Genomic DNA, 22,434 nt, shown 5'->3' on the forward strand with positions numbered 1-22,434 from the left:
GGTCGCCACCGCACTGGTGGCGACCCCACATGTTTCCCCGCTGCGTCAGCAGCTCGGCTCAATCCGCCAGCTCGGGGAACCAGATACCGATCTCGCGCTGCGCGGAGGCGGGCGAATCCGATCCGTGCACCAGGTTCTGGATGGCGCTAGTACCCCAGTCGCGGCCGAGGTCACCGCGGATGGTGCCGGGAGCGGCCGCCGTCGGGTCGGTTGCGCCCATCAGTGAGCGAACCCCCTCCACAACTCGCTGTCCCTCCACGACGACGGCGACTACGGGACCGCGAGTCATGTACTCCACGACGCCCGGGTAGAAGGGCTTGTCAAGATGCTCGGCGTAGTGGGCAGCCAGGACCTCGGTGGTGGGGAGCACCAGCTTCAGAGCGACGATGTCGTAGCCCTTGGCCTCGATGCGCCGCAGGATCTCGCCGGTCAGGCGGCGCTCCACGGCGTCGGGCTTGAGCAGGACGAGGATGCGTTCGGGGGCGTCAGTCATGACGTTCCTTCCGTCGGGGCGGGGACTGGAGAGCGTCCGCAGGTTCAAAAACCGGCGGCCCGACCGAGTGTAAACGACAGCCCCACACCGGCGGCGCAGCCGCATCTGCCGGTCTCGGCACGTTACTGGTGCCGGTCTCGGCACGTTACTGGTGCCGGTCTCGGGAGTCAGGGCCTGCCGAACAGGGCGCGCGCCTGCGCGGCCAGCACTACGGAACCGACCACGAGCACGCCCGAGGCGGTAAGCGGAGCATCGAAGCCCTCCGACAGGCTCACCGCCTGCTCCACGCCGGCCGCCAGCGTGGGCGCCACAACCACCCGGTCCGCGCCGAATACCTCGCGCGCCACCGCGCCCAAGTCCTCGGCATCCATGGCACGTGGAGACTCGACCGGAACACACACGACGGCGTCGCAGACCGGCTCCAGCACCGACAGGATTCCCTCCGCGTCCTTGTCCCCCATGAGGCCGACGACGGCAACCAGGTGCTGGAAGCCGAAGGCCTCCTCCACCGCCCCAGAAAGGGCCGTAACGCCGTGGGGGTTGTGGCCGGCGTCGACGATAACCGTCGGGCTGGAGCGCAGCACCTCCAGGCGGCCGGGGCTGGTCACGGATGCGAAGCCGTCCTCAACGATCTTCGCGGGAAGCTGCCTACCGCCGAAGACGGCCTCCGCAGCGGCCAGTGCCAGCAAGGCGTTATGCGCCTGGTAGTCGCCGTACAGCGGCACGAACACGTCCTCGTACACGCCCGCGGCGGTGGCGAAGGTAGCCATCTGCCCGCCAACGCCCAAGGTGCGGTCCACCACCCGGAGCACGCCGGCGTCGGGGGCCCCGGGATCCTCCTCCGGGTCGAGCTCCCGCCGCCATATGACCTGATGCTCGACGGCGGCTGCGGCGATTACCGCCTGCACCGACTCCGGCTGCGCGGCGGTAACCAGCGTGGCGCCGTCCTTGATGATGCCGGCCTTATTGGCGGCGACCTCCTCAACCGTGGCGCCCAGCCACGCGGCGTGGTCGAGCCCGATCGGAGTGATGACCTCCACGTCGCCGGGCACCACGTTGGTGGAGTCCCAAGTACCGCCCATGCCGGTCTCGATCACCGCCACGTCCACGGGATGGTCGGCGAAGGCCGCCAGCGCCATCACCGTGAGTACCTCGAAGAAGCTCAGCCGCGGGCCCCCGGCGGCCTGGGAGCGGGCGTCTACCATCTCGACGTAGGGGGCGACGTCCTCCCAGGCGGCGATGAAGCCCTCCTCGCTGATGGGCTCACCGTCCAGGGCGATGCGCTCGCGGATGGTGGCCAGGTGGGGGCTGGTGAAGCGCCCGGTGCGCATGCCGGTGGCGGCCAGCAGGCGCTCAGTCATGCGAGCGGTGGAGGTCTTGCCGTTAGTGCCCGCCACGTGCACGATCCGGTAGTTGCGCTCGGGGTTGCCCAGGATGTCGAGCACGGCCTCAACGCGTTCCAGGGAGGGCTGCACCTGGTGCTCGGGAGCGCGGGAGAGGATCTCCGCCTCGACCTCGCGCATGCGCGCAGACACCTCGACGGCGCGGGCGGCTGCGGTCAGCTCGGCGCGGTGGCGCTCGGCGTCAGCCCCGGGACTGTCTTCCGCGGAACCATTCCCGGCGACGTCGGGCAGTACCGGTTCCCAGTCCTCCCAGTCGTCGGATTCATCGGCGTCGACCTCGGCCAGCAGGGCGTCCAGGCGCTCCAGGTCGCCGCCGGGCACCATATTGGCGGCGACGAGCTCGCGCAGGGCAGCCAGGTCTTCCGCCTCGGCCTGCTCGCGGCTGTGCTCGGCAGCGGCGTCGTCCTCGGCGGCCTGGGCCAGGGACTTGCCCTCGGGCGAGTCGGCGGCTTCCAGGTACGGTAGCAGCTCGGGATCGATGCCGGAGTGCGTGCCGCCGGGCCCGTAGACGGCGTCTACTACGTCTTCGCCACTGGCACCGGCGGGAATGCCGAAGGCCGCACCGGGATGCGACTCGGTCTGACCGCTGGCGTGAGCGTCCCGATCGCGCTGCTTGCTGCTCATGTGCTGGTGTTCCTGCTTCCTGCTCGACGACGCGGGCCAGCCTAGATGATCGGCTCCGGGGAGGGCGGGGCAGGTGCTGACGCCGTGGGCGGAACCATATCTACCGACCTCGGTGGTAACAACGACCGATCTCGACGGTTATTTCAACCGACCTCGGCGGTGGACGGTGGCACCGGACACCCCAGCCATCCCGGTCACTCAGCGCTCGGCCTCTACCAGTTCGATGAGCTCGCCGATGCCCTCATGGATGCCGAAGGGCCGGAAGGGGAAGGCCTCGACCTGCTCCAGCGTGGTGGAGCCGGACAGCACCAGGTGTGTACGCAGGCCCGCCTCAACCCCCGCCTGGATGTCGGTGTCCATGCGGTCCCCCACCATGGCGGCCGCCTCGGAGTGGGCTCCGATCTTGTTCAGCCCGGCCCGGATCATCACCGGGTTCGGCTTGCCGACGAAGTAGGGGGACCGGCCAGTGGCCGCCTGGATCATGGCCGCTACGGCGCCGGTGGCCGGCAGCGTGCCCTCATCGGAGGGGCCGTTGACGTCGGGGTTGGTGGCGATGAACTTCGCGCCGCCCTCGATCAGCCGGATGGCGCGGGTGATGGCGTTGAAGTCGTAGGTGCGGGTCTCCCCCAGGATCACATACTCCGGGTCCTGGTCGGTCATGACGTAGCCGGCGCCGTGCAGCGCCGTGGTCAGACCGGCCTCACCGATCACGTATGCGGTGGAGGCCGGGGACTGCTGGGTCAGGAAGGCCGCCGTGGCGTTGGCGGAGGTCCAGATGCGCTCCTCCGGGACTGTGAGCCCGGAGCGGGCCAGCCGGGCGGACAGGTCCCGGTTGGTGAAGATAGAGTTGTTGGTCAGCACTAGGAAGGGCATGCCCTTGCGCTCCAGGGCGTCCAGGAACTGCTGCGCGCCGGGCAGGGCGCGGTTCTCCCGCACCAGGACGCCGTCCATATCCGACAACCAGGCGGTGACCGGGGGCATTTCACCCAACGGCAGCGGAACGGTGGTTGCAGCGCCGGCGGGAAGCGTAGGTGAGGCCATGGGTTAATCCTGCCATCACGTCCCGCCGGCGTGCGTGCCGCCGAGGAGAGTCAGTAGCGTTCCTCTGCGGCCATCGCGGCCGGCCATCCGCTTTGGGAGCGCTTGGCGTCCCGTGCGCGGATCGCGCCGACTTCCTCGTCGCTGAGCCGGAAGTCGAAGATGCTGAGGTTCTCGCGGATGTGCTCCGGGTTGAGCGACTTGGGTATCGACACGATCCGGTTCTGCGTGAGGAAGCGCAGTAGTACCTGGGCCGGGCTCTTGCCGTGGGTCCGGCCTACCCGGATCAGGACCGGATCACGCAGCATGCTCGTCTGCCCCTCGCCGAGCGGCGACCACGACTCGTGGACGATCCCGTGGGCGGCGAGGAAGTCGTGCATACCCCACTGCTGCCAGTACAGGTGGGTCTCGATCTGGTTGATGGCGGGAACGACGTCGGCGGTGTCGATGATCTCCAGGACCTGCTCTCGGTTGAAGTTGGACAGGCCGATGGCGCGCAGCTGACCGGACCGGTACGCCTCCTCCAGGGCCCGGTAGGTGCCGCGGGAGTCGGCATTGGGCCAGTGGATGATCATCAGGTCGAGGTAGTCCAGCCCGGCGGCCGCCAAGGACTCCTCGATGCCCGCGCGGGTAGACCGGTAACCGCTGGTCTGGGTCTTCGAGGTAACGAAGACCTCCTCGCGGCCCAGCCCGGAGGCGCGCACCGCGGCCCCAACCTCGCGCTCATTGCCGTAGTTCTGAGCGGTGTCTATGAGCCGGTAGCCAGCGTCCAGGGCGCCGGCGACGTGCCGCTGGGTCACGCGCCGCGGGGTCAAATAGGTGCCGTATCCCAGCACCGGCATGACCACGCCGTTGTTCAGCTCGACGTACTCCATGGGAATTGCTCCTGATCGATTGAAATGTTCATGGTTCTCGGACGGATTTGCCCAGTTCCAAGGCCTGCCGGGGGTAGTAACCGAGCTGCTGACCAGCCAGGCTCCGCCGGCGTAGATGCGGCCCGGTCACGCCAACGCATGTAGTCGGCTAGCCCTCGTAGTAGACGTCGAGCGCGCGGCGCCGCTGCACAAGCCATGCCAGCAGGGCAACCAAGAGGATCGCCGTCGCCCCGGCGATGGCCAAGGGCCAACCGCCCCATCCCCACAGCGCGGAGGCAAGCGCGGAACCGATCGAGCTGCCGAGGAAGTTGCCGACGACGAACAGCGTGTTAAGGCGACTGCGCGCACCGGGATCGATGGAGAGCATACGCGTCTGTGTCATCACCTGGACTACCTGAATGCCAACCGAAAACAGGGCGATTGACACGGTAACCGCTGTAAGCGAGTGCGGCGCCAGTCCCGACAGCGCGAAGGCTGCAATCGACCCCGCTAAGCCGACGCCAATAGCCGGCATGGCCAGGCCGCGGTCGTACAAGCCGCCGGCACGTTGTCCCGCAACGGCTCCGAGGATGCCAATGAGGCTGATCAAGCCGATCTGCGTGGCGGAGAATCCGAACGGCTGCCCGGACAGCAGGAATGTCAGCCCCGTCCAGTACAGGGTGAACACGCACATGGCGCAGGCGCCGAGGAACCCCGTCCACCGTGCCGTCGCGCTCATAAGGAATGTACGCGGCACCGATGCCAGGAGGTCGGGGTAGGCCGCGCGGGTTCGCGGCGGGAGCGTGGGCAGGGAACGCCGCATCACGAGGGCCATGAGCACCATAGCGATCGCTACGGTCCCGTACAGGGCGCGCCAGCCGAGCAGGTCCGTGATTACGCCGCTGATGGCGCGAGCCGCGAGGATGCCGATGCCGATGCCGGCAGCCACCGTGCCGAGGACGTGTCCGCGCTGCTGATCGGTGGCCAGATCTCCCGCCAGGGGGGCGAGCATCTGGCCGGAGACCGTGCTCGCGCCCACCAGGCCGAGAGTGACCAGCAGAATCGGGAAGCTCGGCGCCAGGGCGCTCGCCCCCAGCATGAGGGCCGCGGCCGTCATCATCCTGGGAATGAGCCGTCTGCGGTCAGCAATGTCACCGAGAGGCACCAGGAGGAAGACACCAACGGCATAGCCGACCTGGGTAAATGTCACAAGCAGGGCGGCGGTCCCCAGACAGACCCCGAGGTCACGAGCCAAGACCGACAGGATCGGCTGCGCCCAGTAGAGGTTACCGACGGCGGCACCGCCGGCGGTGGCGAACAGGAATGCCTGTCCATCGGACATGCCGGCGCCAGTGGGCCGCGCACCCGCACGATCCGACGCCGGGGGGTGACCCGTCATGGATTCGTCCAACGCACCGGTCATGTCGCCGGCACCCTCAGTACACCGAAAGCGCCCACGGCTGGCGTCATACGGCGCTCCCCTCGGCGGCGCTGCCGTCGAAGACGGTTTCTCCCACCCACTGTTCGCGCTCCTGGGTGTGCACTGCCCAGAAGCGGTCGGCAATGAGTTCGGGGGCGAAAGGAGTTTCAGGCCGAATGGCACCGGAGACGGTTATGGAGGCGGCGTGTACACCGTCGGCCGCAAGTTCTTGGAACAGCAGCTCCCCGACGGCGCGCAGCGCGGCCTTGCCGACACTGAGTGTGCCGTATGCCGGATCGGGGTCTACGCCGAGTCGGCCGCCCGTGAGCAGTAGCGTGCCGCTGCCCCGCCGCTTCATGCCGGGAACGAAGACCTGGGCGGTCACGATTGCGCCGAGCGCGTCCACGTTGTAGGCGTCGCTGAGGCGGTCGATGTCAGCGGTGAGGATGTCGTCGCTGGCGATGACGGCCGCGTTGTAGATAACCACGTCCGGATCGATCCGCTCCGACAGCGCCTTCAGCCGGACCTTCATTGCCGCGGGGTCCGCAGCATCGAGCACGAGGGTGTCCACAGCGAGACCCTCGGAGCGCAACTCCGAGGCGATGGCGTCAAGGTGCTCCTGGTGTCGGGCGGCGATGGTCAGCGTGAATCCCTCTCGGCCAAAACGGCGAGCCAGTGCGGCACCCAATCCGGGGCCGACCCCGATGATGAGTGCCTGCTGTGGGTGGGGCATGCGATGGGCTCCTTTGGTCCGACACTAACCAACGAAAACGTTGGCGTTGGACTCGACTGTAGTACGCTCCCACCCGGGAGGCAACGCTTGCGTTGGAACCGGTCGACGAGAGGAAGCACACATGGCGCGAGACGCGCAGGCCACCAGGCGCAAGATCCTGGACGCCGCCACCGAGGAGTTCGTCGCCCACGGCCCGGACGGAACCACCATGGAGCGGATCGCCCGCCGCGCCGGAATCAACAAGGAGCGCGTCTACAACTACTTCGGCTCCAAGCCCGGGCTATTCGCCCAAGTGCTCCGCGAGCAGCTGGCCGAGGGCACCGGCGCGGTCCCCCTGAATGCCACTGACGCCGAATCACTGGGCGACTTCGCGGGCCGCATGTTCGACTACAACTTGCACCATCCGCAACACGTGCGCCTACTCATGTGGGAAGCACTGTCATTCGGCGAGGAGGTGCCCGAGGAGTCGCAGCGCCGTGAAGTGTACGCGTCCAGAACTGAGGCAATAGCAGCAGGCCAGACGCACGGCACCGTATCGGGCTCGATCTCCGCGCGGTCGCTGTACTTCCAGCTGTTGGCGCTCGCGGGCTACTCCGCCGTCATGCCTCAGGTCGCCCGCATGGTGACTGGCAGCACCGATGACGCCGATTCCCTCGCCCGTTACCGCGCCGAGGTCGTTGAGGCCGCGCGCAGACTCGCCGCGGTGCAGTGAGCACGCGGCCGGGATGTATCAACCTAGGCTCCACTCCCCCTCGGGCGTGCGGTCCAGGCGGTCCAGGATGCCGGCGTCACGGAAGGCCCGCAGCGTCGCACCGGGTCCGTCGGTGAAGTGCTCCCAGCCGGTCTGGTGGGCGACGACGACGTGCCGCGCCCCCAGCACCTGCGCGGCTGCGCTAGCCCGCTCGGCGGACAGGCTCAGGGGCCGCCCGGCGAACTTGCCGGGCACGGTCGCCCGGCCGGCGTTCAGCACAGCGTGGTCGATACTGCCGAAGCGCTCCCTGACCCGAGCTATCAGCTCCAGGGAGGCATTGTCCCCGGTGCAATAGATCGTGCTACCCGCGGCCTGGATGACGAAGCCAGTGACCTCGCAGTTGACGTGTCCGGCGGCGTCGACCTCCCCGTCGGCCGGACCGTGCTGGGCCGGCACTGCGGTGACCGTGGCGCCGTCACCCACCACCACGGACTGCCACGGGGCGAGGCCTTCGGCGCCCGCCCCGAGCCGGCGGGCCGAGCCGGGGTTGGTCAGCAGGCGCGGCGCGGCCAGGGCGAAGGCACGCCCGGAGACGTCGAGGTTATCGGCATGGTCGGCGTGACTGACCAGGACGACGTCGACGTCCGCGAGCGCCTGCGCGTCCACGGCCGGCCCGCGGGTCTTGCGCAGGGCGCCGTAGTCGGTGGGCGGGTCGAAGGTGGGGTCGACTACGAGGCGCAGCCCGGCGACGTCCACCGCCACAGTGGGGCCGCCGACCACCATGAAGGCGAAATTGTGGCGCTGCATCGGTTCAGTCATGGAGCCTCCCAGCTACGTACGCTGGTCACCCTACCGGAGCACCCGACCCGCGGCTGACCCGGCACCAGTAGCCGGGAGCCTCATTCTGAGCCCTCCTGAGTAAGCACCGCCTTGACGGTGCGGCACAGGATCTTCAGGTCCAGCAACGGCGTCCAGTTGTCGACGTAGTGCAGGTCGAGGCGGATCGCCTCTTCCCAGGGCAGTGAGGATCGGCCGCTGACTTGCCACAGTCCGGTGATACCGGGCTTGGCCTGTAGCCGGCGAGCGGCGACGGCGTCGTACATCGCGACTTCCCTGGGCACCTGCGGCCGGGGACCCACCAGGCTCATAGACCCCTGCAAAACATTGAACAGCTGGGGCAGCTCGTCGATGGAGGTGCGCCGCAGCACGCCGCCTAGCCGGGTGATACGCGGGTCGTTCTCGACCTTGAACAGGGGCTTGTCGAGCCGGTTCTGCTCTCGCAGCAGGTCTTCCAGCTCTGCGTCGGCATTTACGCGCATGGTGCGGAACTTCCACATCTGAAAGTCCTTGCCTTCCAGTCCCACCCTGGTCTGCTTGAACAGAGCGGGGCCGCCGTCCTGCCGATGCACTAGCAGGGGCACTATGAGCCACACCGGCGCCAGCACCACGATGAGCAGCGCGGACCCGGTGATGTCGACGGCGCGCTTGGCCGCCGAGGTGGCGACGGCTGGAAGAGACTGCGAGGACGGACTAGAGCGCCGCCTGAGCAGGAATCTCCTGAGCCCGGAGCGGGGAGTTGGTGACGCCAGGGGAACGGGTGGTTGAATCATGGAGCATCCAGGAGGCTTAGGTGGTTGTTCAGGGGTGGTGGGAGCTAGCGGGGGCGGGGCCGGGTTCCTGGCCGGTTCGGCCCCCGGCCGCCGCGCCTCGGCGTGCAGCTCCCATTACTGCGGCTAGTAGGAGCATTGCGTACACGAGCGCGGGCACCGTGACGGCCCCGGCTGCGACGGCGCGGAAGGCCGATGGCGAGTGGGACACGTCGTCCAGTTCGGCCGAGGACATCAGCACCACTTCCGCCGGGTACTGCGCCCCCTCAAGGCTCTTCAGCTCCACAGCGGCCTGCCCGACCGCGGCGTCGGCGACTTGCCTGGCCTCGGCGGCCGAGCCCGCCCGCGCCGTGACCTCCAGCATGTGGGTGCCGTCCACGTGCTTGGCGGAGATTGTGTCCGCAAGCGCCGCCGGAGGTGCGTCAATACCGAGGCTCCGGGCGACGGCTTGCGCTACTACTGGAGAGGTGACTACCGGGACAAGTGACTCCGCCTGGCTTATGGCCAGCTGCTCGGCCGCGTACTGCGAGGAGGAGCCGTTCTGGTCGCCGGCGACCTCAACGCGCACATAGGCTATGGCGGTGGCCGCGTAGGTGACCGGAGTGAGCCGCACCAGGGCGTAGCCCGCTCCCGCGCCCACGAGCGCGGCCACGAGCAGGCCTGCGGCCCAGCGCCGGGTCAGTATGAGGATATCTGCCAACGTCATACTCGCTCACCACCAGGATGCGCGCCAGGCGCGGTGTTCTCAAGGCGCTCCCGGGACCGGGAGCAGGCGTGGGGCGGGCGTATGGATCGTATGGATGCGGTCATGGTGGTCTCCTGTTCGTTGCTCATTTGATCGCTGACTGGGTCGGCTACTCGGCTGGCGCTGGGGACTCGCCTGCGTCCGCAGCGGGTTGGCGGGCATCACTTCATGGCATTGATCTCCCGCAGCGAGGTGGCTAGGGAACGCCGGTTCAGCAGGAGGATGGCAGCGGAGACCGCGCACAGCACGGCCACCGCGATGCCGAGCACCGGGACCCCAAGCGCGTGCAGGACCGCCCGCAGCCCCTGCCCGGCCAGGGCGACGGCGGCGGCGGTCAGGGCGAAGCGGCCAAGCGTGCGGGCGTCAAAGGCAGAGGCGAATCCGCCGTCGATCTCCTTCAGGCTGAGCCGCAGCAGCACGCAGGTCATGGCCAGGTTGACGCCGACGGAGGCCACCGCCGGCCCGACGAAGCCGAGCAGCGCGTACATGGCCGGGCAGGCCACGATATTGGCCGCCACTGCGGCCAGCGACACGGCCATGAGTGTGCGGGTGCGCCCGGCCGCGCTGAGGATGAGCGACAGGCCGGCGAAGCGGACCATCGTGGTGATCAGGTAGAGGCGGAACACTGCCAGCCCGCCCAGGTAGCGCGCACCGTACAGCACCTGAATAACCTCGGGGGCAACCACCATGGTGGCGACACAGAAGGTCACCGTAGTCAGGTAGCCGACGGCGAGGTAGTGGTGGAACAGGCGTCGTACCAGGTCCTTGCGGCCGGCGCCCAGGTAGCGGGTGACGATCGGGATGATGACGGTCAGGAAGGAGTTGGGGATAACGTCCAGGGGTAGCACCGTGGAGGCGTTGGCGTAGACCGCGTACCGCTCGGTGGTCTCATACATGCCGATCACGAGGGCCCCGACCTGCCGCATGACGGAGGATGTCATCACGTACACGCCCATGGGCAGGGCGAAGGCAAGGATGTCCCGCGCCAGGAGCCAGCGGGGCCGGGCCGGAAGCAGGAGATACTGCCAGCGTCGGAAGCAGTCCCAGAACCACAGCACCGACGCCAGGTCGAGTGCGAGCAGCATGACGAACAGCACCGCAATGGAGGAAGTCACCAGGGCCGTGATCAGCACGGCGGTGAGCTTCAGGGCGGAGAAGGCCAGGTTGCGCACGGCGATGGCGCGGGCCCGCCCGATCGACACGACGAGCACTTGCAGCATGCTCATCATGTTGGTGAGCATCGGCCGCAGGGCGAGCAGGACGATCAGCGGCTCCAGCAGCGGGTTGGAGAAGTACCCTCCGATCGCGCCCCGCGCCACCACCAGGACAATCGCCGTGACCAGACCAATGACCGTCTGCAGGCCCAGGATGGTGCGCACGTACTCGCGTGCGGAGGCATTCCTGCCGCCCCGGTTGAAGAAGTAGTTGACGGCGTCGACCATCCCCAGGATTGTCCCGTCGGAGCACACGGCCACCAGCAGCACCCCCTGCGCGTAGGTGCCGTAGGCGGTCAGGGACAGGCTGTGTGACAGGATCATCGTGTTGACCATGGCGGAGGCGAGCGTGACTACCTTGACGCTGGCCAGCAGCAGTGAATCCGTCGAGGTGCCCGACTTAATCCCCGGACGGCGCAATTTGACTAATAGCGAGCGAATACTCACCGAGCCCCCTTCCCGCCGCGTTCTGCGCCGCCCGTCAGCTGTTCGGCCCGGGCGGCCAGGAAGGGGATCAGGTAGAACAGCGCCATATTATACGTGTAAATCTCGGTGACCATCATGACCGACATAGCGGCATACACCGAAACAAATGCAGCGCGAGCACGGGGGTCCACACCGGAGCAGTCGACGCTGCTGCTCGCCAACCACAGCATTGCGAGGAACAGGAGTACGGCAGCTAATCCGCCGTCGTACATGAGCTGGAGGTACTGATTGTGAGCCTGCCAGGTCAGCCCGTTGGCGCCGGGGATGAACGCACCGAACTCATAGTTGATGCCGTGGCCGAGCAGGGGCGATTCTGCCAGGATCGGATAAGCGGCGTCCCATAGGTCGGTGCGGCCAGTAAGGCTTGCCGACTTGCCGAACAAGTGGCCGAGCGCGGTTGTGAAATAGAGCTGGACACGCGCTCCGACCACCAGCAGGTTGACCAATAGGCCGAATACGGTCACGCCGCGCATGGAGAATACTGTGCGAATGGGCCCGTCCCGCACGCGCGCGCCGAAGTAGAAAACCGCCGCTATGCCCGCACCCACAGCTGCGGTGGCCACCTGTAGGGAGATGATTTGTAGTGCGCCGAGGGCCAGCGCCAAAATGGTTCGCCAGCCGTACCTCCGTGGCGATACGGAATCGTAGAGCAGCGACACCAGAGCCGCGGTGAAGATGCAGTCAGTGACACGAGTGCGGATGCCCAGCAGGTACGAGGGCTGAGCGAACTGCCCGTCCATGGTGAAGGTCCGGTGGGTGCCGGTCAGGATCATCAGGTAGTTGATCACCAGGTAGGCCAGCAGCAGGTCCGCAATGACGCGCAGCAGTCGGCGACGCGCGTCCGGGCCGACGTCTGCCTGCAGCTCAATGAGTAGTAGCAGGGAGACTTGGGCGACACTGGCGTACCCCCAGTTGAGTATGTCACCGCCGTGGTAGAGAGTCGGCGGAAGAAAGGCCAGGCGGTAGAACACGAAGACGAGGAAGACGGGCGACAAGGGCACGCGCCGCGCCAGGTGCATCAGGCACAGCACCGTGAAGACCGCCGCGGTGGCGGCCTTCACCATCGGGGCCAGGAGCGCGTCCTGGTCCACCAGGATGGGCTTCATGAGGATCAGGCACGCCGTCAGCAGCCCCAGGTAGCGCAGGGGATAGCAGCGGTCAGCCAGGCGAGGTGGCGCTACCCGGGCGGGCAGGGGCGGGGCAGAGAAGGTCTCAGCGGTAGAGCTCAAGGTACTTCTCCGTCATGGTGCGGACCGAGTGCTCCCCAGCCGTGCGTACCGCGCCGGCGCTGAGCCGGGCATACCTCTCCGGATCGTTCCAGATGGCGTGGATGGCCGTTGCCGCCTGCTGCGGGTCAGGTGGCACCAGGGCCCCGTTGGCATCATCGACGACGATGTCGGGAACCCCGCCCACCGGCGTCGCCACGGCCGGCAGGCCGGCCGCCATCGCCTCAATGAGGCTCATCGGCTGTCCCTCGTAGTCCGACAGCAGCACGAATATGTCGGATTCCCTGAAGAATGCGACCGGGTCGCGCTGCAGACCGGCGAAGTGGACGCGGCCGACCAGTCCCAGGTCACGGGTCCGCGCCTCCAGTTGCGGGCGCAGGGGACCGTCTCCAACCAGCGTGAGTGAGGCATCAGCGCCGAGCCGCACCATTTCAGCCAGGGTCTCCAGCAGCAGGGACAGGTTCTTGGCCGGCACCATCCGTGCCACGCACAGCAGCCGCACCGGGCCTCGGCGCCCGTTACGCGGCTCGCACAAGAAGTGGCCGACGTCGACGCCGTTGCCCACGATCGGAACGGCCTTCGGCTCCAGCGCGTACTCGCGGCACACCGAGTCGCGAACTTGCCCGGTCAGTGCGACCGGCACCACCCCGTGGGTGAAGGCCAGGTGGTTGAAGCGCCGCAGGCCGCGGCGCCGCGTCTCCTTCGTGGCCAGGTTGTGGACCGTGTGGATGATGCGGGCTCCACTGCCGGACATGCGCACAGCGGGCACTACGTACTGAAGTACCGGCAGGTGGGAGTGCACGACCGTGGGGGCGAATTCCCGGATCTGCCGCCGCAGCGCGAGGACCGTGCGGGGATCTGGGCCCGAGGCCTTGTTGAGGGCGACGACGTCGATGCCGGCCTGCCGCATGCGCTCTCCCACGTCGGTGTCCGCCCCGTGCAGACTGACCACCCGCACCGGGATCTGCGCCGCGACCAGCTCGCGGGCAAGGCCCAGAACCATGGTTTCGGCGCCGCCAGTGCTCAGCCCGTGTATAACCAGTAGCACCCGGGTCCCGTCTGCCGGAGCCCGCCGTTCGGCGCTGAGTCTTGGGGCACCGGCGTCGAGTGTGCGGATGATCTGCGCAACTACCTCCTGGGAGGAGTAGTTGGCGGCGCGGGCGTGGATGCCGCGGCGCATGGCTCCTACCTCGGCCGTGGGCAGCGCGAGGAATCGGCTCAGCGCCTCGCGCAACTGGCCCGGCTGGTCGTAGTCGTAGCTCAGCCCGGTGACACCGTCCTGCAGCATCTCGCTGTAATACGGCCACCTACTGGCCACCACCGGCAGCCCCGCGGCCATGGCGTCGATAATGGTTCCGGGCACGCCCTCACCGGGCCACTGCGTTGGGAAGAGCAGCGCGTAGTAATCGCGCAGAATTCTGGCTCCCTGGTCGGGGGCCGCCTGGCCCGCGTAGCGGACGCACGGATGAGCATTGACGAGCCTGCGGAACTCTTCCGCATAGTCGGGGTCCAGCGGCCCGTAGATGTCCAGGACGGCCTTGTCCTCGCCGGCGTCGGCGTTGATGGCGCAGACCGCCTGGATTGCGTTCGTAATGCCTTTCAGGGGCGTGACACGGCTGAAGGTGCACAGCCGCACCGGGCGGTCGTCCGGTACGGGGGACGCGCTTGGCGGGATGCTCAGGTCCTTGAAGTTGGGGAGGTAGACCGCGTTGATGACGCCGAGCTCGCGCAGCCTGTCCGCCAGGGCGCGGCTCTCAACCCAGTTAACGGCGAAGCTGTTGAGCTGCTTGACCAGCCTGCCACCGCCGTCCCTTGCGACGTCAGCGGCAAGCCTGCCTCCGATGAGACTGTGGTAGATGCGCTTGCCGCGCAGCCGCGCGGCAGCCGCGAGAATCGGGAACAGGGCGCGTCGGCCGCCGGCAGACAGGAGTACGACGACGTCATCACAGCTTCGCAGGCACCGCGCCAGCTCCCGGGCGACCTGGGGAGCGCGGCGGCGATAGTCGCGGGTATCTACCGTCAGGATGCTCTCAGCACCGTAGTGGGACACCAGGTGGCGGTAGAGGGTGCGGGTCTTGACGGACTGGCCGTCTAGTAGCGCGCCGGAGGGGTCAACGCGCCCGACTACCCCGATCTTCCTTGTGCGCATTACAGCATCACGCCCCGGAACGGCTGCCTCGCCGGAAGAGTGATGCGGCTGCCCAGCTCCGCGTCGTAGGCCGCCGGGGCCAAGCGGGGCAACCCGTTGGAACTGGTGAAGGTGACCTCGCCGACATAGAGGCGGCCGGCAACCTCGTAGAAGTCGACCCGCGCCAGGGAGAACCCGCGGGAGAGCTCTGTGGTGATGGCGAGCATCTCCTCCAGGCGCTTCGGGCGGGGCAGCACGTCCTCGGCTACGCCGTCGTCGTAGCGAGAGTTGTAGCGGAACGGAGCCTTGCTCCAGTCAGGCAGGAAGGTGAGCATGCGCTCGCCGGTGAAACGGCCGTCAACGGTAATGGCGAACTGGACCTCGCCATCGAAGGCCACGAACTTGTAGTCGCGCAGGCCCCCGCTCTCATCCTGCAGGAACTGCTCGGCAACGATACGTGGCTCGCAGTACTCGTAGTGCAGCTCGAAACCGCCCGTCATGGCCATGCGCCGCCCCAGCCAGCGGGCCAGCTGGCGCCGTGAGCGGGCCTCATGCAGACGCCGCTTATCCGGCACGACGATGTTCCAGCCGGAACCGTGGGTAGCCTTGATCACGTACCTGTCGGGCAGCGCATCGAAGTCGATATCGTCAGCCGACTCCCAGACCCCGAGCAGCGGCACCAGGTACTCTCCGCCAATTTTGCCTGCGACGACTTCTCGCATCAGGAATTTGTCCGCCAGCCGCCCCTTGACGGGCGTCGAGTCATACAGCTTCAGCCACTGCGCCTTTTCCGTAAAGGTGCGCGGATCATCCAGGTCGCAGGTACGGCCGGTCGAAAGCCGGTACCAGCGCTCAAGGGCCTGCCGGTACTGCCACGGCTCCAGGCGGCAGTTACGCCGGTAGACGGCGTCGCGCAGAATGTCTTGTGCAGCGCCGGGAAGTAGATTCCGGGCCAAGTCCTTCACAGTCACTACAGCATTACCCCCCGAAACGGCTTCTTATCAGGCAGCACGATACGGTCGCCCAGCTCCACGTTGTAGCGCTTGGGCGCGAACCAAGTTAAGCCATTAGAATCGGTGAAGGTAATCTCGCCCAGATACACACGCCCCTCCACCTCGTAGAAATCCACCCGTGCCAGGGCGAAGTCGCCCCCGATTGCGCTGGCGATCTCAAGCATCTGCGCCAAGCCCGCAGGCTTCTCAAGCGACTGCGCGGGCCCCGGGTCTCCCCCGTAATGAAAGGGCGCCCTGCTCCAGTCCGGAAGGTAGGTGCGTATGCTCGGCGTGGGGGTGAAGCGGCCAGAGACGCAGACAATGAACTGCACCTTGCCGTTGAAGGTCATCACCTTGTAGTCGCGCAGGCCTCCGCTGTCGTCTCGCAGCAGCGGTTCACAGATGACGCGTGGTTGGCAGTACTCGTAGTGCAGCTCGAAGCCGCCGGTCATGGCGGCACGGGTGCGCAGCCACGCCGCCAGGCGGCGTCTCGCCGCGACCGTATCCAGCTTGCGTGCGTCCGGCACCACGATGTTCCACCGGGTGCCGTGCGTCGCCTTCAGCACGAAGGCGCGTGGCAGGGCAGCGAAGTCGATCTGCTCGGCGCGTTCCCACACCCCCAGCAACGGGACGAGGTACTCGGAGCCCACGCGCTGGGCGGCCCACTCGCGCATGAGGAACTTGTCCGCCAGCCGCCCCTTCAGCGGCGTGGAGTCGTACAGCTTCAGCCACTGGATCTTCTCGCCGACGGTGCGCGGATCGTCCAGGTTGCAACGATGCCCGGTCGACAACAGGTACCACCGCTCCAGCTCTGCGCGGTAACGCCTTAGCGGCAGAGCACAGTTGTGGCGGTAGATCCTCTGCCGCAGCCCCGCCTCCGCCCGGCTGGACAGCAGCGACTGGGTCATTTCCTTTACAGTCATTTGCCTTTTCTCCTCTTCAGCGCGGCATGAAACAGCTGCCATGACAGGCAGTAGGCCGCGTAAGTGCGGGAGATGCCCTCTACATTGCGGTAGAGATTCCAGGTTCTTTTTACCGCCTTCACCTTGTCGCTGGACAAGGACCCGGAGGTCTTGCGGTATTTCGCCAGGCACTCGTCCAGCCCGTAGATCCGGTACCCGCGCTTCATCACCTGCAGCCACGTAGCGGCGTCCTGGCCGCGGCGCAGGTCAGGCATTACGAGCAGGCCGGGATCCACGCGCTCGGTGTCGAACAGGATGGTGAGCGTGCAGGTGAGCGTATTCTTCAGAAATTCGCTGTAACCGATCGACTCTGGAACGTGCACGTAGTTGCGGTGCGTGCCGTCCTCCTCGATCGTCTCGTAGGAGGCGATACAGGCCGCCAGCCCGCGCGCAGACATGAACGCAATCTGGCGCTCGAGCTTGCGGGGAGACCACTGGTCGTCCGCGTCCAGATACGCGATGTACCGGCCGCGCGCCCGGGCAAGAGCAAGGTTGCGGGCCTGGGCCACCCCCCGGTTGGCGGGCTGCGCGAGCACCTGCACCCGGGGATCTGCGGCGGCACGCTCCTGGGCCAGCGCAAGCGTGCGGTCCCGGGAGGCGTCATCGACCACCAGCACCTCAAGGTCCGGCATGCTTTGGGCCAGGACGGAGTCCAGCGCCTGGTTGATATGCCGCTCGGAGTTGAACGCGGGCACAATCACCGAGACAAGCGGCTTGCGCTCGTCGTTAAGCTTTTTTTCTTCGGCTGGGACGATGCTATGGCGCAACGGCGGGCTTTTGCGAGTCACCGATTCCTCCACATTTAAATGGAACAACCTTGACGGGCGGTAGCCCGGCAGGGAATGAGAATCCCTGGCAGATACGTGTTGGGAGAATCGGGTCAGGGATGAGGCGTCGCGTCAGGGCCTGGCGGACACTTCTTTTCTCGGGTGCGATCTGTTCGCAGTACAGAGGCTAGCGTGCTTGTATAGCGATTTCATAGGCAGACCGGTCACGGTTCCACCCCTAAAAAAGCAACCCCTAAGTCACTAATTAAGGATTACCAATATATACAGGCATAATTCATAGGCACGATCCAATAGTCGCCTGGTCTATGCCTGCTGCCGCTCGCACCGCGGGGGGCAGCGGCTGCCCCCGCCGCGGGCGAGGCGCGCCTCAGGCTCGCGCCACGGTGGCGCTGGGGGCGTCGACGTCGGCGGTAACCACCTGCAGCTCCACGCAGCTGACCTCCCGCTTGATCAGGTCCAGGTGGGCGCCGGTCCAGGCCTGCTTGTCCGCCGGCACAGTCAGCGTCGCGCGCGCCGGCTCGCCGATGTTCAGCCCGGCAGCCTTGCGCTCGTCCATGAGCAGCCGGACCAGGTCACGGGCCCAGCCCTCTGCCTCCAGGTCGGCGTCGAGCGCGGTGTCCAGCACCACGAAGGCGCCCGAGGGCAGCACCGTGGCGGACAGGGCGTCGTCGCTGACCTCGATCCGCGTGGACAGGGTGAAGGCCGAGTCCTCGGCCTCCAGGATCACCGGGACGCCGTCGAGCAGGACCGTGCCGAAGCGCACGTCGCCGTCCGCGGTGACCTCCCACTCCCCCGCCTTGACCGCGGCGAAGAGCTTGGAGGTCAGCTTGCGGACCTGCGGCGCGAAGGCGCGCGGGTTGAGGGCCAGTTCCTCGGTCAGCTCGTAGCCGGCCTCGGTGGCGTCCACCACCCGCACCTGCTTGACGTTGACCTCGTCAGCAATCAGCCCCGCGAAGGGCGCCAGGCCGGCCGGGTCGGCGGTGGCAATGGTGAGGGTTCGCAGGGGCTGGCGCACGCGCAGCTTCTCGGCCTTGCGCAGGCTCAGCGCCGCAGAGACCGCATCGCGTGCCTCGTCCATCGCGCTGACGAGCGCGGGATCGGCCACGTGCTCGGGCAGGACCGGCCAGTCCGCCAGGTGCACGGAGCGCTCCCCGGTCAGCCCGCGGTAGATCTCCTCCGCCAGCAACGGGGCCAGCGGTGCAATCACCTGCATGAGCACACGCAGCACGGTGGCAAGCGTGTCGAATGCCGGGCGGGACGCACTAGCCGATGCACTCGTGAAGCGGGCGCGGGAGGTGCGCAGGTACCAGTTGGTCAGCACGTCGATGAACTCACGCACCGTGTGAGTTGCACCGGTGACGTCGTAGGCATCCATCTGCGCCGCCACGGTGATCGCCAGATCCCTGGTGCGGGCCAGGATATAGCGGTCCATCACGTCTAGGGATCCCTTGGGACCGAACAGCGAGGGATCAGCCAGGTCCACGCCCTCGGTGAGGTAACAGGCGCCCTCCTCCCCGGCCTGGGCGGCGTACAGGCTGAAGAAGTACCAGGTGTTCCATAGCGGCAGCATCACCTGGCGTACCGTGTCGCGGATGGCCTTGTTGGTGACGGACAGGTTGCCGCCGCGCACCACCGGGGAGGACAGCAGGAACCAGCGCATCGCGTCGGCCCCGTCGCGGTCGAAGACCTGCTGGACGTCAGGGTAGTTGCGCAGGGACTTGCTCATCTTCGCCCCGTCGTTTCCCAGCAGGATGCCGTGGGAGACGCAGGTGGTGAAGGCGGGGCGGTCGAACAGGGCGGTGGCCAGCACGTGCAACGTGTAGAACCAGCCGCGGGTCTGCCCGACGTACTCCACGATGAAGTCGCCCGGGTTGTGGGACTCGAACCAGTCCACGTTCTCGAACGGGTAGTGCACCTGGGCGAAGGGCATGGACCCGGACTCGAACCAGCAGTCCAGCACGTCGGGGATGCGGCGCATCATGGACCTGCCGGTGGGGTCATCCGGGTTGGGTCGCACCAGCGTGTCAATGAAGGGCCGGTGCAGGTCCTTGACCTCCACGCCGAAGTCGCGCTCCAGCTCCGCGAAGGAGCCGTAGACGTCGGTGCGCGGGTAGGCCGGGTCGTCGCTCACCCACACGGGGATGGGCGAGCCCCAGAAGCGGTTGCGGGAGATGGACCAGTCGCGGGCGCCGGCCAGCCAGTTGCCGAAGATGCCGTCCTTGACGTGCCCGGGCACCCAGGTGATCTCCTGGTTGAGCTCGACCATGCGGTCGCGGATGGCGGTGACCTTCACGAACCAGCTGGAGACGGCCTTGTACATCAGCGGCTTGCGGCAGCGCCAGCAGTGCGGGTAGGAGTGCACGTAGGACTGTTGACGCACCAGCACGGCGCGCACGGCCGCCTCGCGGCGGGCCAGTGGGCCGGTGCCATCGCGCAGGTCGGCGATGATCGGCTTGTTGGCGTCGAAGATGTGCCTGCCGGCGTAGTCGGGGACCTCGGAGGTGAACAGGCCGCCGTCGTCGACGGGGATGACCGTGCCGATGCCGTAGGGCTGGCAGGAGTACATGTCATCCTCACCGAAGGCGGGTGCCAGGTGCACCAGGCCGGTGCCCTCGGTGGTGGTGACGTAGTCGGCGGTGATGATCTGCCAGGCCGCCGCCCCGGGGGCGGCTCCCTCCGCACGGTGGGCGGCGTCGTCGTAGTAGTCGTAGATGGGCACGTAGCGCACGCCGACCAGGTCGGTCCCCTTGTAGGTGGCCAGCACCTGCGGGTCCTCACCCAGCTCACGGGCGTAGGTTCCCAGCAGGTCGCGGGCGAGCAGCACATCCTGCCCGGCGACCGGGGAGTCGAGGTCGGCGTCCACGCGGACGGTCACGTAGTCGACGTCGGGGCCGACGGCGACGGCGGAGTTGGACGGCAGGGTCCACGGAGTGGTGGTCCAGATCAGAGCCAGCTCCGGGGCGGCGTCGGGGTGGGCAGCATCCAGGCGCCGCTCCAGGCGCAGGCCCACCGTGACGGTGTTGTCCTGACGGTCCTGGTAGACGTCGTCATCCATCTTGAGCTCGTGGTTGCTCAGTGGCGTGCGGTCGTGCCAGCAGTAGGGCAGCACCCGGTAGCCCTGGTAGGCCAGGCCCTTGTCATACAGGGTCTTGAAGGCCCACATGACCGACTCCATGTAAGTGGGGTCGAGGGTCTTGTAGTCGTTTTCGAAGTCCACCCAGCGGGCCTGGCGGGTGACGTAGTCCTCCCACTCCTTGGTGTAGCGCAGCACCGACGTGCGGCAGGCCTCGTTGAACTTCTCGATGCCCAGGCCGCCGGGGCGGGTGATCTCGGTGACGTCGTCGATGCCGAGCTCGCGCTGAGCCTCCAGCTCGGCGGGCAGGCCGTGCGTGTCCCAGCCGAAGCGGCGCTCCACGCGGCGGCCCTGCTGGGTCTGATAGCGGCCGACCGCGTCCTTGACGTAGCCGGTCAGCAGATGCCCGTAATGGGGCAGGCCGTTGGCGAAGGGCGGGCCGTCGTAGAAGACGAACTCGTTGGAGTGGCCGTTGTCGTCCAGCGCGGGGCGGGCGTCGATGGAGGCCTGGAAGGTGCCGTCCTGCTTCCAGTAGTCCAGGACGTCCTCCTCGATCGCCGGGAAGGAGGGGGACGGCTCGACCTTCTGGCCGGGGCGGTGCAGGGGGTAGAAAGCGGCGCCCGGGTGCTGGGCGGCGGTGGGCTCTTCGGCCATTTGTCTTGCCTCGCGTCTCACTCGTAGTCGTTTGCGCCACTGGGGCGCGGGATCCACGAGGACGACGCCGCTCCGACCGCCGGTACCCGGCGGTGGTGCCGCACCGCGGTACCACCTCGCTTGCCCGCTCCGGCAGCGCCGGGGCGGACCGCTTGATTCGCAGCTGTGACGGGCTGTCCCGTCCGGTTCTACTGGGGGCCGCGTACACAATGTGAACGCAGTCCGGTTCTTCCGGAGGCTCGCCGGTGATGGCCGGGTCGGCGCCTGTGGCGGCGAGTGTAACCGCGCGGTGCCCACCCGGCCATCCCCGGAGGCCTCCAGACGGAGTCGTGCTGGCCACACCGGCGTCAGGCGCAGGCGACAGGGGAGCCCGCGGACCGTGGCACGGGGAGGCGGAGGACCTGTCTCGTCGGTTAATCCGTTGGGAAGCGGGACCCGGCCCCTCACGCCCTCTCGCGCGCCACCAGCGTGTTGGAGGCCTGGGCCCGGGGCCGTACCACCATGGAGTCGATGTTGACGTGGGAGGGCAGCTCCAGCGTCCAGGCGATGCACTCGGCCACGTCCTGCGCGGTCAGCGGCTGGGCCACCCCGGCATAGACCTGGCGCGCCGCTTGGACGTCGCCGTGGAACCGGTTGAGGGAGAACTCCTCAGTGGCAACCATGCCCGGAGCTATCTCAATGACGCGCACCGGCTCTCCCACCAGCTCCAGGCGCAGAGTGTTGGCGATGACCCGCTCGGCGTGTTTGGCCGCGACATACCCGGCCCCTCCGGGGTAGGTGTCATGGGCGGCGGTGGAGGTGAGAAAGACCAGGTCCCCGCCACGCTCGCGCAGACCCGGCAGGAAGACCTGGCTCACCCGCAGCGCCGCCAGCGCATTGCGCTCGTACATGGTCGCCCACTCCTGCGGGTCGCCCTGGGCCACGGGGTCGACGCCCAGCGCTCCACCGGCGTTGTTGACCACGGCGTCTACCGGCCCGTCAGCCAGAACCTCACGGGCGAGGCGGTCGACGTCATCGGGCACCTGGAGGTCGGCCGCCACCCAGGCGCAGCCGGTCTCCTCCGCCAGCGCCTCCAGCCGCTTCGCGCGCCGGGCGGTGGCCACCACCTGCCAGCCGTTGGAGCGCAGCCGCCTGACGGTGGCGGCGCCGATACCGGTGGAGGCGCCGGTAATCACGGCCCTGCGTGTGGATGGGGCAGTACTCGTGCTCATGCCCCAATGATGCAACAGGCGGCGTACCCGTGCGGTCGGCTGAGAAGCGAGCCTTGTGAGCAGGGCGCACGCGATCGCGTCCCGGAAACGCC

The 22,434-nt window shown here is 67.6% G+C and carries 18 protein-coding genes; 1 reads left to right on the forward strand and 17 read right to left on the reverse strand.

Features of this window, described 5'->3' with window-relative positions:
• Nucleotides 1–58: 58 nt before the first annotated feature.
• The 6 genes from ndk to GZ997_RS06665 form a co-directional block, all read right to left on the reverse strand.
• Complete coding sequence (ndk, locus tag GZ997_RS06640) at nt 59–493, reverse strand: nucleoside-diphosphate kinase (protein ID WP_162679327.1); 435 nt, start codon at nt 491–493, stop codon at nt 59–61.
• A 167-nt stretch (nt 494–660) separates the two neighbouring features.
• A complete protein-coding gene (locus tag GZ997_RS06645) occupies nt 661–2,520 on the reverse strand; it encodes a folylpolyglutamate synthase/dihydrofolate synthase family protein (protein WP_162679328.1) in 1,860 nt (619 codons plus the stop codon).
• Nucleotides 2,521–2,718: 198 nt separating this feature from the next.
• Nucleotides 2,719–3,561 (reverse strand): HAD-IIA family hydrolase, encoded by an 843-nt coding sequence (locus tag GZ997_RS06650; protein ID WP_162679329.1) that lies wholly within the window; start codon nt 3,559–3,561, stop codon nt 2,719–2,721.
• Between the two features lie 50 nt (nt 3,562–3,611).
• Nucleotides 3,612–4,433, reverse strand: coding sequence for an aldo/keto reductase (locus GZ997_RS06655; RefSeq protein WP_162679330.1), 822 nt, complete (start codon nt 4,431–4,433; stop codon nt 3,612–3,614).
• A gap of 148 nt (nt 4,434–4,581) precedes the next feature.
• On the reverse strand, nt 4,582–5,754 hold the full coding sequence (locus GZ997_RS06660; RefSeq protein WP_162679331.1) for an MFS transporter: 1,173 nt from the start codon (nt 5,752–5,754) through the stop codon (nt 4,582–4,584).
• Nucleotides 5,755–5,878: 124 nt separating this feature from the next.
• Nucleotides 5,879–6,565: an SDR family NAD(P)-dependent oxidoreductase gene (locus tag GZ997_RS06665; protein WP_162679332.1), complete on the reverse strand. Its 687-nt coding sequence runs from the start codon at nt 6,563–6,565 to the stop codon at nt 5,879–5,881.
• Nucleotides 6,566–6,686: 121 nt separating this feature from the next.
• Here GZ997_RS06665 and GZ997_RS06670 point away from each other — a divergent pair, with 121 nt between their 5' ends.
• Complete coding sequence (locus GZ997_RS06670; protein ID WP_162679333.1) at nt 6,687–7,277, forward strand: TetR family transcriptional regulator; 591 nt, start codon at nt 6,687–6,689, stop codon at nt 7,275–7,277.
• Nucleotides 7,278–7,295: 18 nt separating this feature from the next.
• Here the strand turns inward: GZ997_RS06670 and GZ997_RS06675 are convergent, their stop codons facing one another.
• From GZ997_RS06675 to GZ997_RS06725, 11 genes are all read right to left on the reverse strand, one after another.
• On the reverse strand, nt 7,296–8,075 hold the full coding sequence (locus GZ997_RS06675; RefSeq protein WP_162679334.1) for an MBL fold metallo-hydrolase: 780 nt from the start codon (nt 8,073–8,075) through the stop codon (nt 7,296–7,298).
• 80 nt (nt 8,076–8,155) lie between these two features.
• Nucleotides 8,156–8,866, reverse strand: a complete 711-nt coding sequence (locus GZ997_RS06680) for a sugar transferase (protein WP_162679335.1) — start codon at nt 8,864–8,866, stop codon at nt 8,156–8,158.
• Between the two features lie 28 nt (nt 8,867–8,894).
• Nucleotides 8,895–9,569 (reverse strand): hypothetical protein, encoded by a 675-nt coding sequence (locus tag GZ997_RS06685; protein WP_162679336.1) that lies wholly within the window; start codon nt 9,567–9,569, stop codon nt 8,895–8,897.
• A gap of 200 nt (nt 9,570–9,769) precedes the next feature.
• Nucleotides 9,770–11,269: an oligosaccharide flippase family protein gene (locus tag GZ997_RS06690; protein ID WP_162679337.1), complete on the reverse strand. Its 1,500-nt coding sequence runs from the start codon at nt 11,267–11,269 to the stop codon at nt 9,770–9,772.
• Nucleotides 11,266–12,537, reverse strand: a complete 1,272-nt coding sequence (locus GZ997_RS06695; RefSeq protein WP_162679338.1) for an O-antigen ligase family protein — start codon at nt 12,535–12,537, stop codon at nt 11,266–11,268. The genes GZ997_RS06690 and GZ997_RS06695 overlap by 4 nt, the downstream gene beginning before the upstream one ends.
• On the reverse strand, nt 12,521–14,683 hold the full coding sequence (locus tag GZ997_RS06700) for a glycosyltransferase (RefSeq protein WP_162679339.1): 2,163 nt from the start codon (nt 14,681–14,683) through the stop codon (nt 12,521–12,523). Before GZ997_RS06700 ends, GZ997_RS06695 begins: the two co-directional genes overlap by 17 nt.
• Nucleotides 14,683–15,633 (reverse strand): ATP-grasp fold amidoligase family protein, encoded by a 951-nt coding sequence (locus tag GZ997_RS06705; RefSeq protein WP_162679340.1) that lies wholly within the window; start codon nt 15,631–15,633, stop codon nt 14,683–14,685. Before GZ997_RS06705 ends, GZ997_RS06700 begins: the two co-directional genes overlap by 1 nt.
• Complete coding sequence (locus GZ997_RS06710; RefSeq protein ID WP_162679341.1) at nt 15,633–16,577, reverse strand: ATP-grasp fold amidoligase family protein; 945 nt, start codon at nt 16,575–16,577, stop codon at nt 15,633–15,635. Before GZ997_RS06710 ends, GZ997_RS06705 begins: the two co-directional genes overlap by 1 nt.
• Complete coding sequence (locus GZ997_RS06715; protein ID WP_308807182.1) at nt 16,574–17,416, reverse strand: glycosyltransferase family 2 protein; 843 nt, start codon at nt 17,414–17,416, stop codon at nt 16,574–16,576. Before GZ997_RS06715 ends, GZ997_RS06710 begins: the two co-directional genes overlap by 4 nt.
• Before the next feature lie 355 nt (nt 17,417–17,771).
• Entirely contained in the window at nt 17,772–21,131 is a 3,360-nt protein-coding gene (gene ileS / locus GZ997_RS06720; RefSeq protein WP_162679343.1) for an isoleucine--tRNA ligase, read from the reverse strand.
• Nucleotides 21,132–21,574: 443 nt separating this feature from the next.
• Nucleotides 21,575–22,342 (reverse strand): SDR family NAD(P)-dependent oxidoreductase, encoded by a 768-nt coding sequence (locus GZ997_RS06725; protein WP_162679344.1) that lies wholly within the window; start codon nt 22,340–22,342, stop codon nt 21,575–21,577.
• Nucleotides 22,343–22,434 lie beyond the last annotated feature (92 nt).

The organism is Actinomyces sp. 565 (assembly GCF_010365615.1).
Taxonomy (GTDB): Bacteria; Actinomycetota; Actinomycetes; order Actinomycetales; family Actinomycetaceae; genus Actinomyces.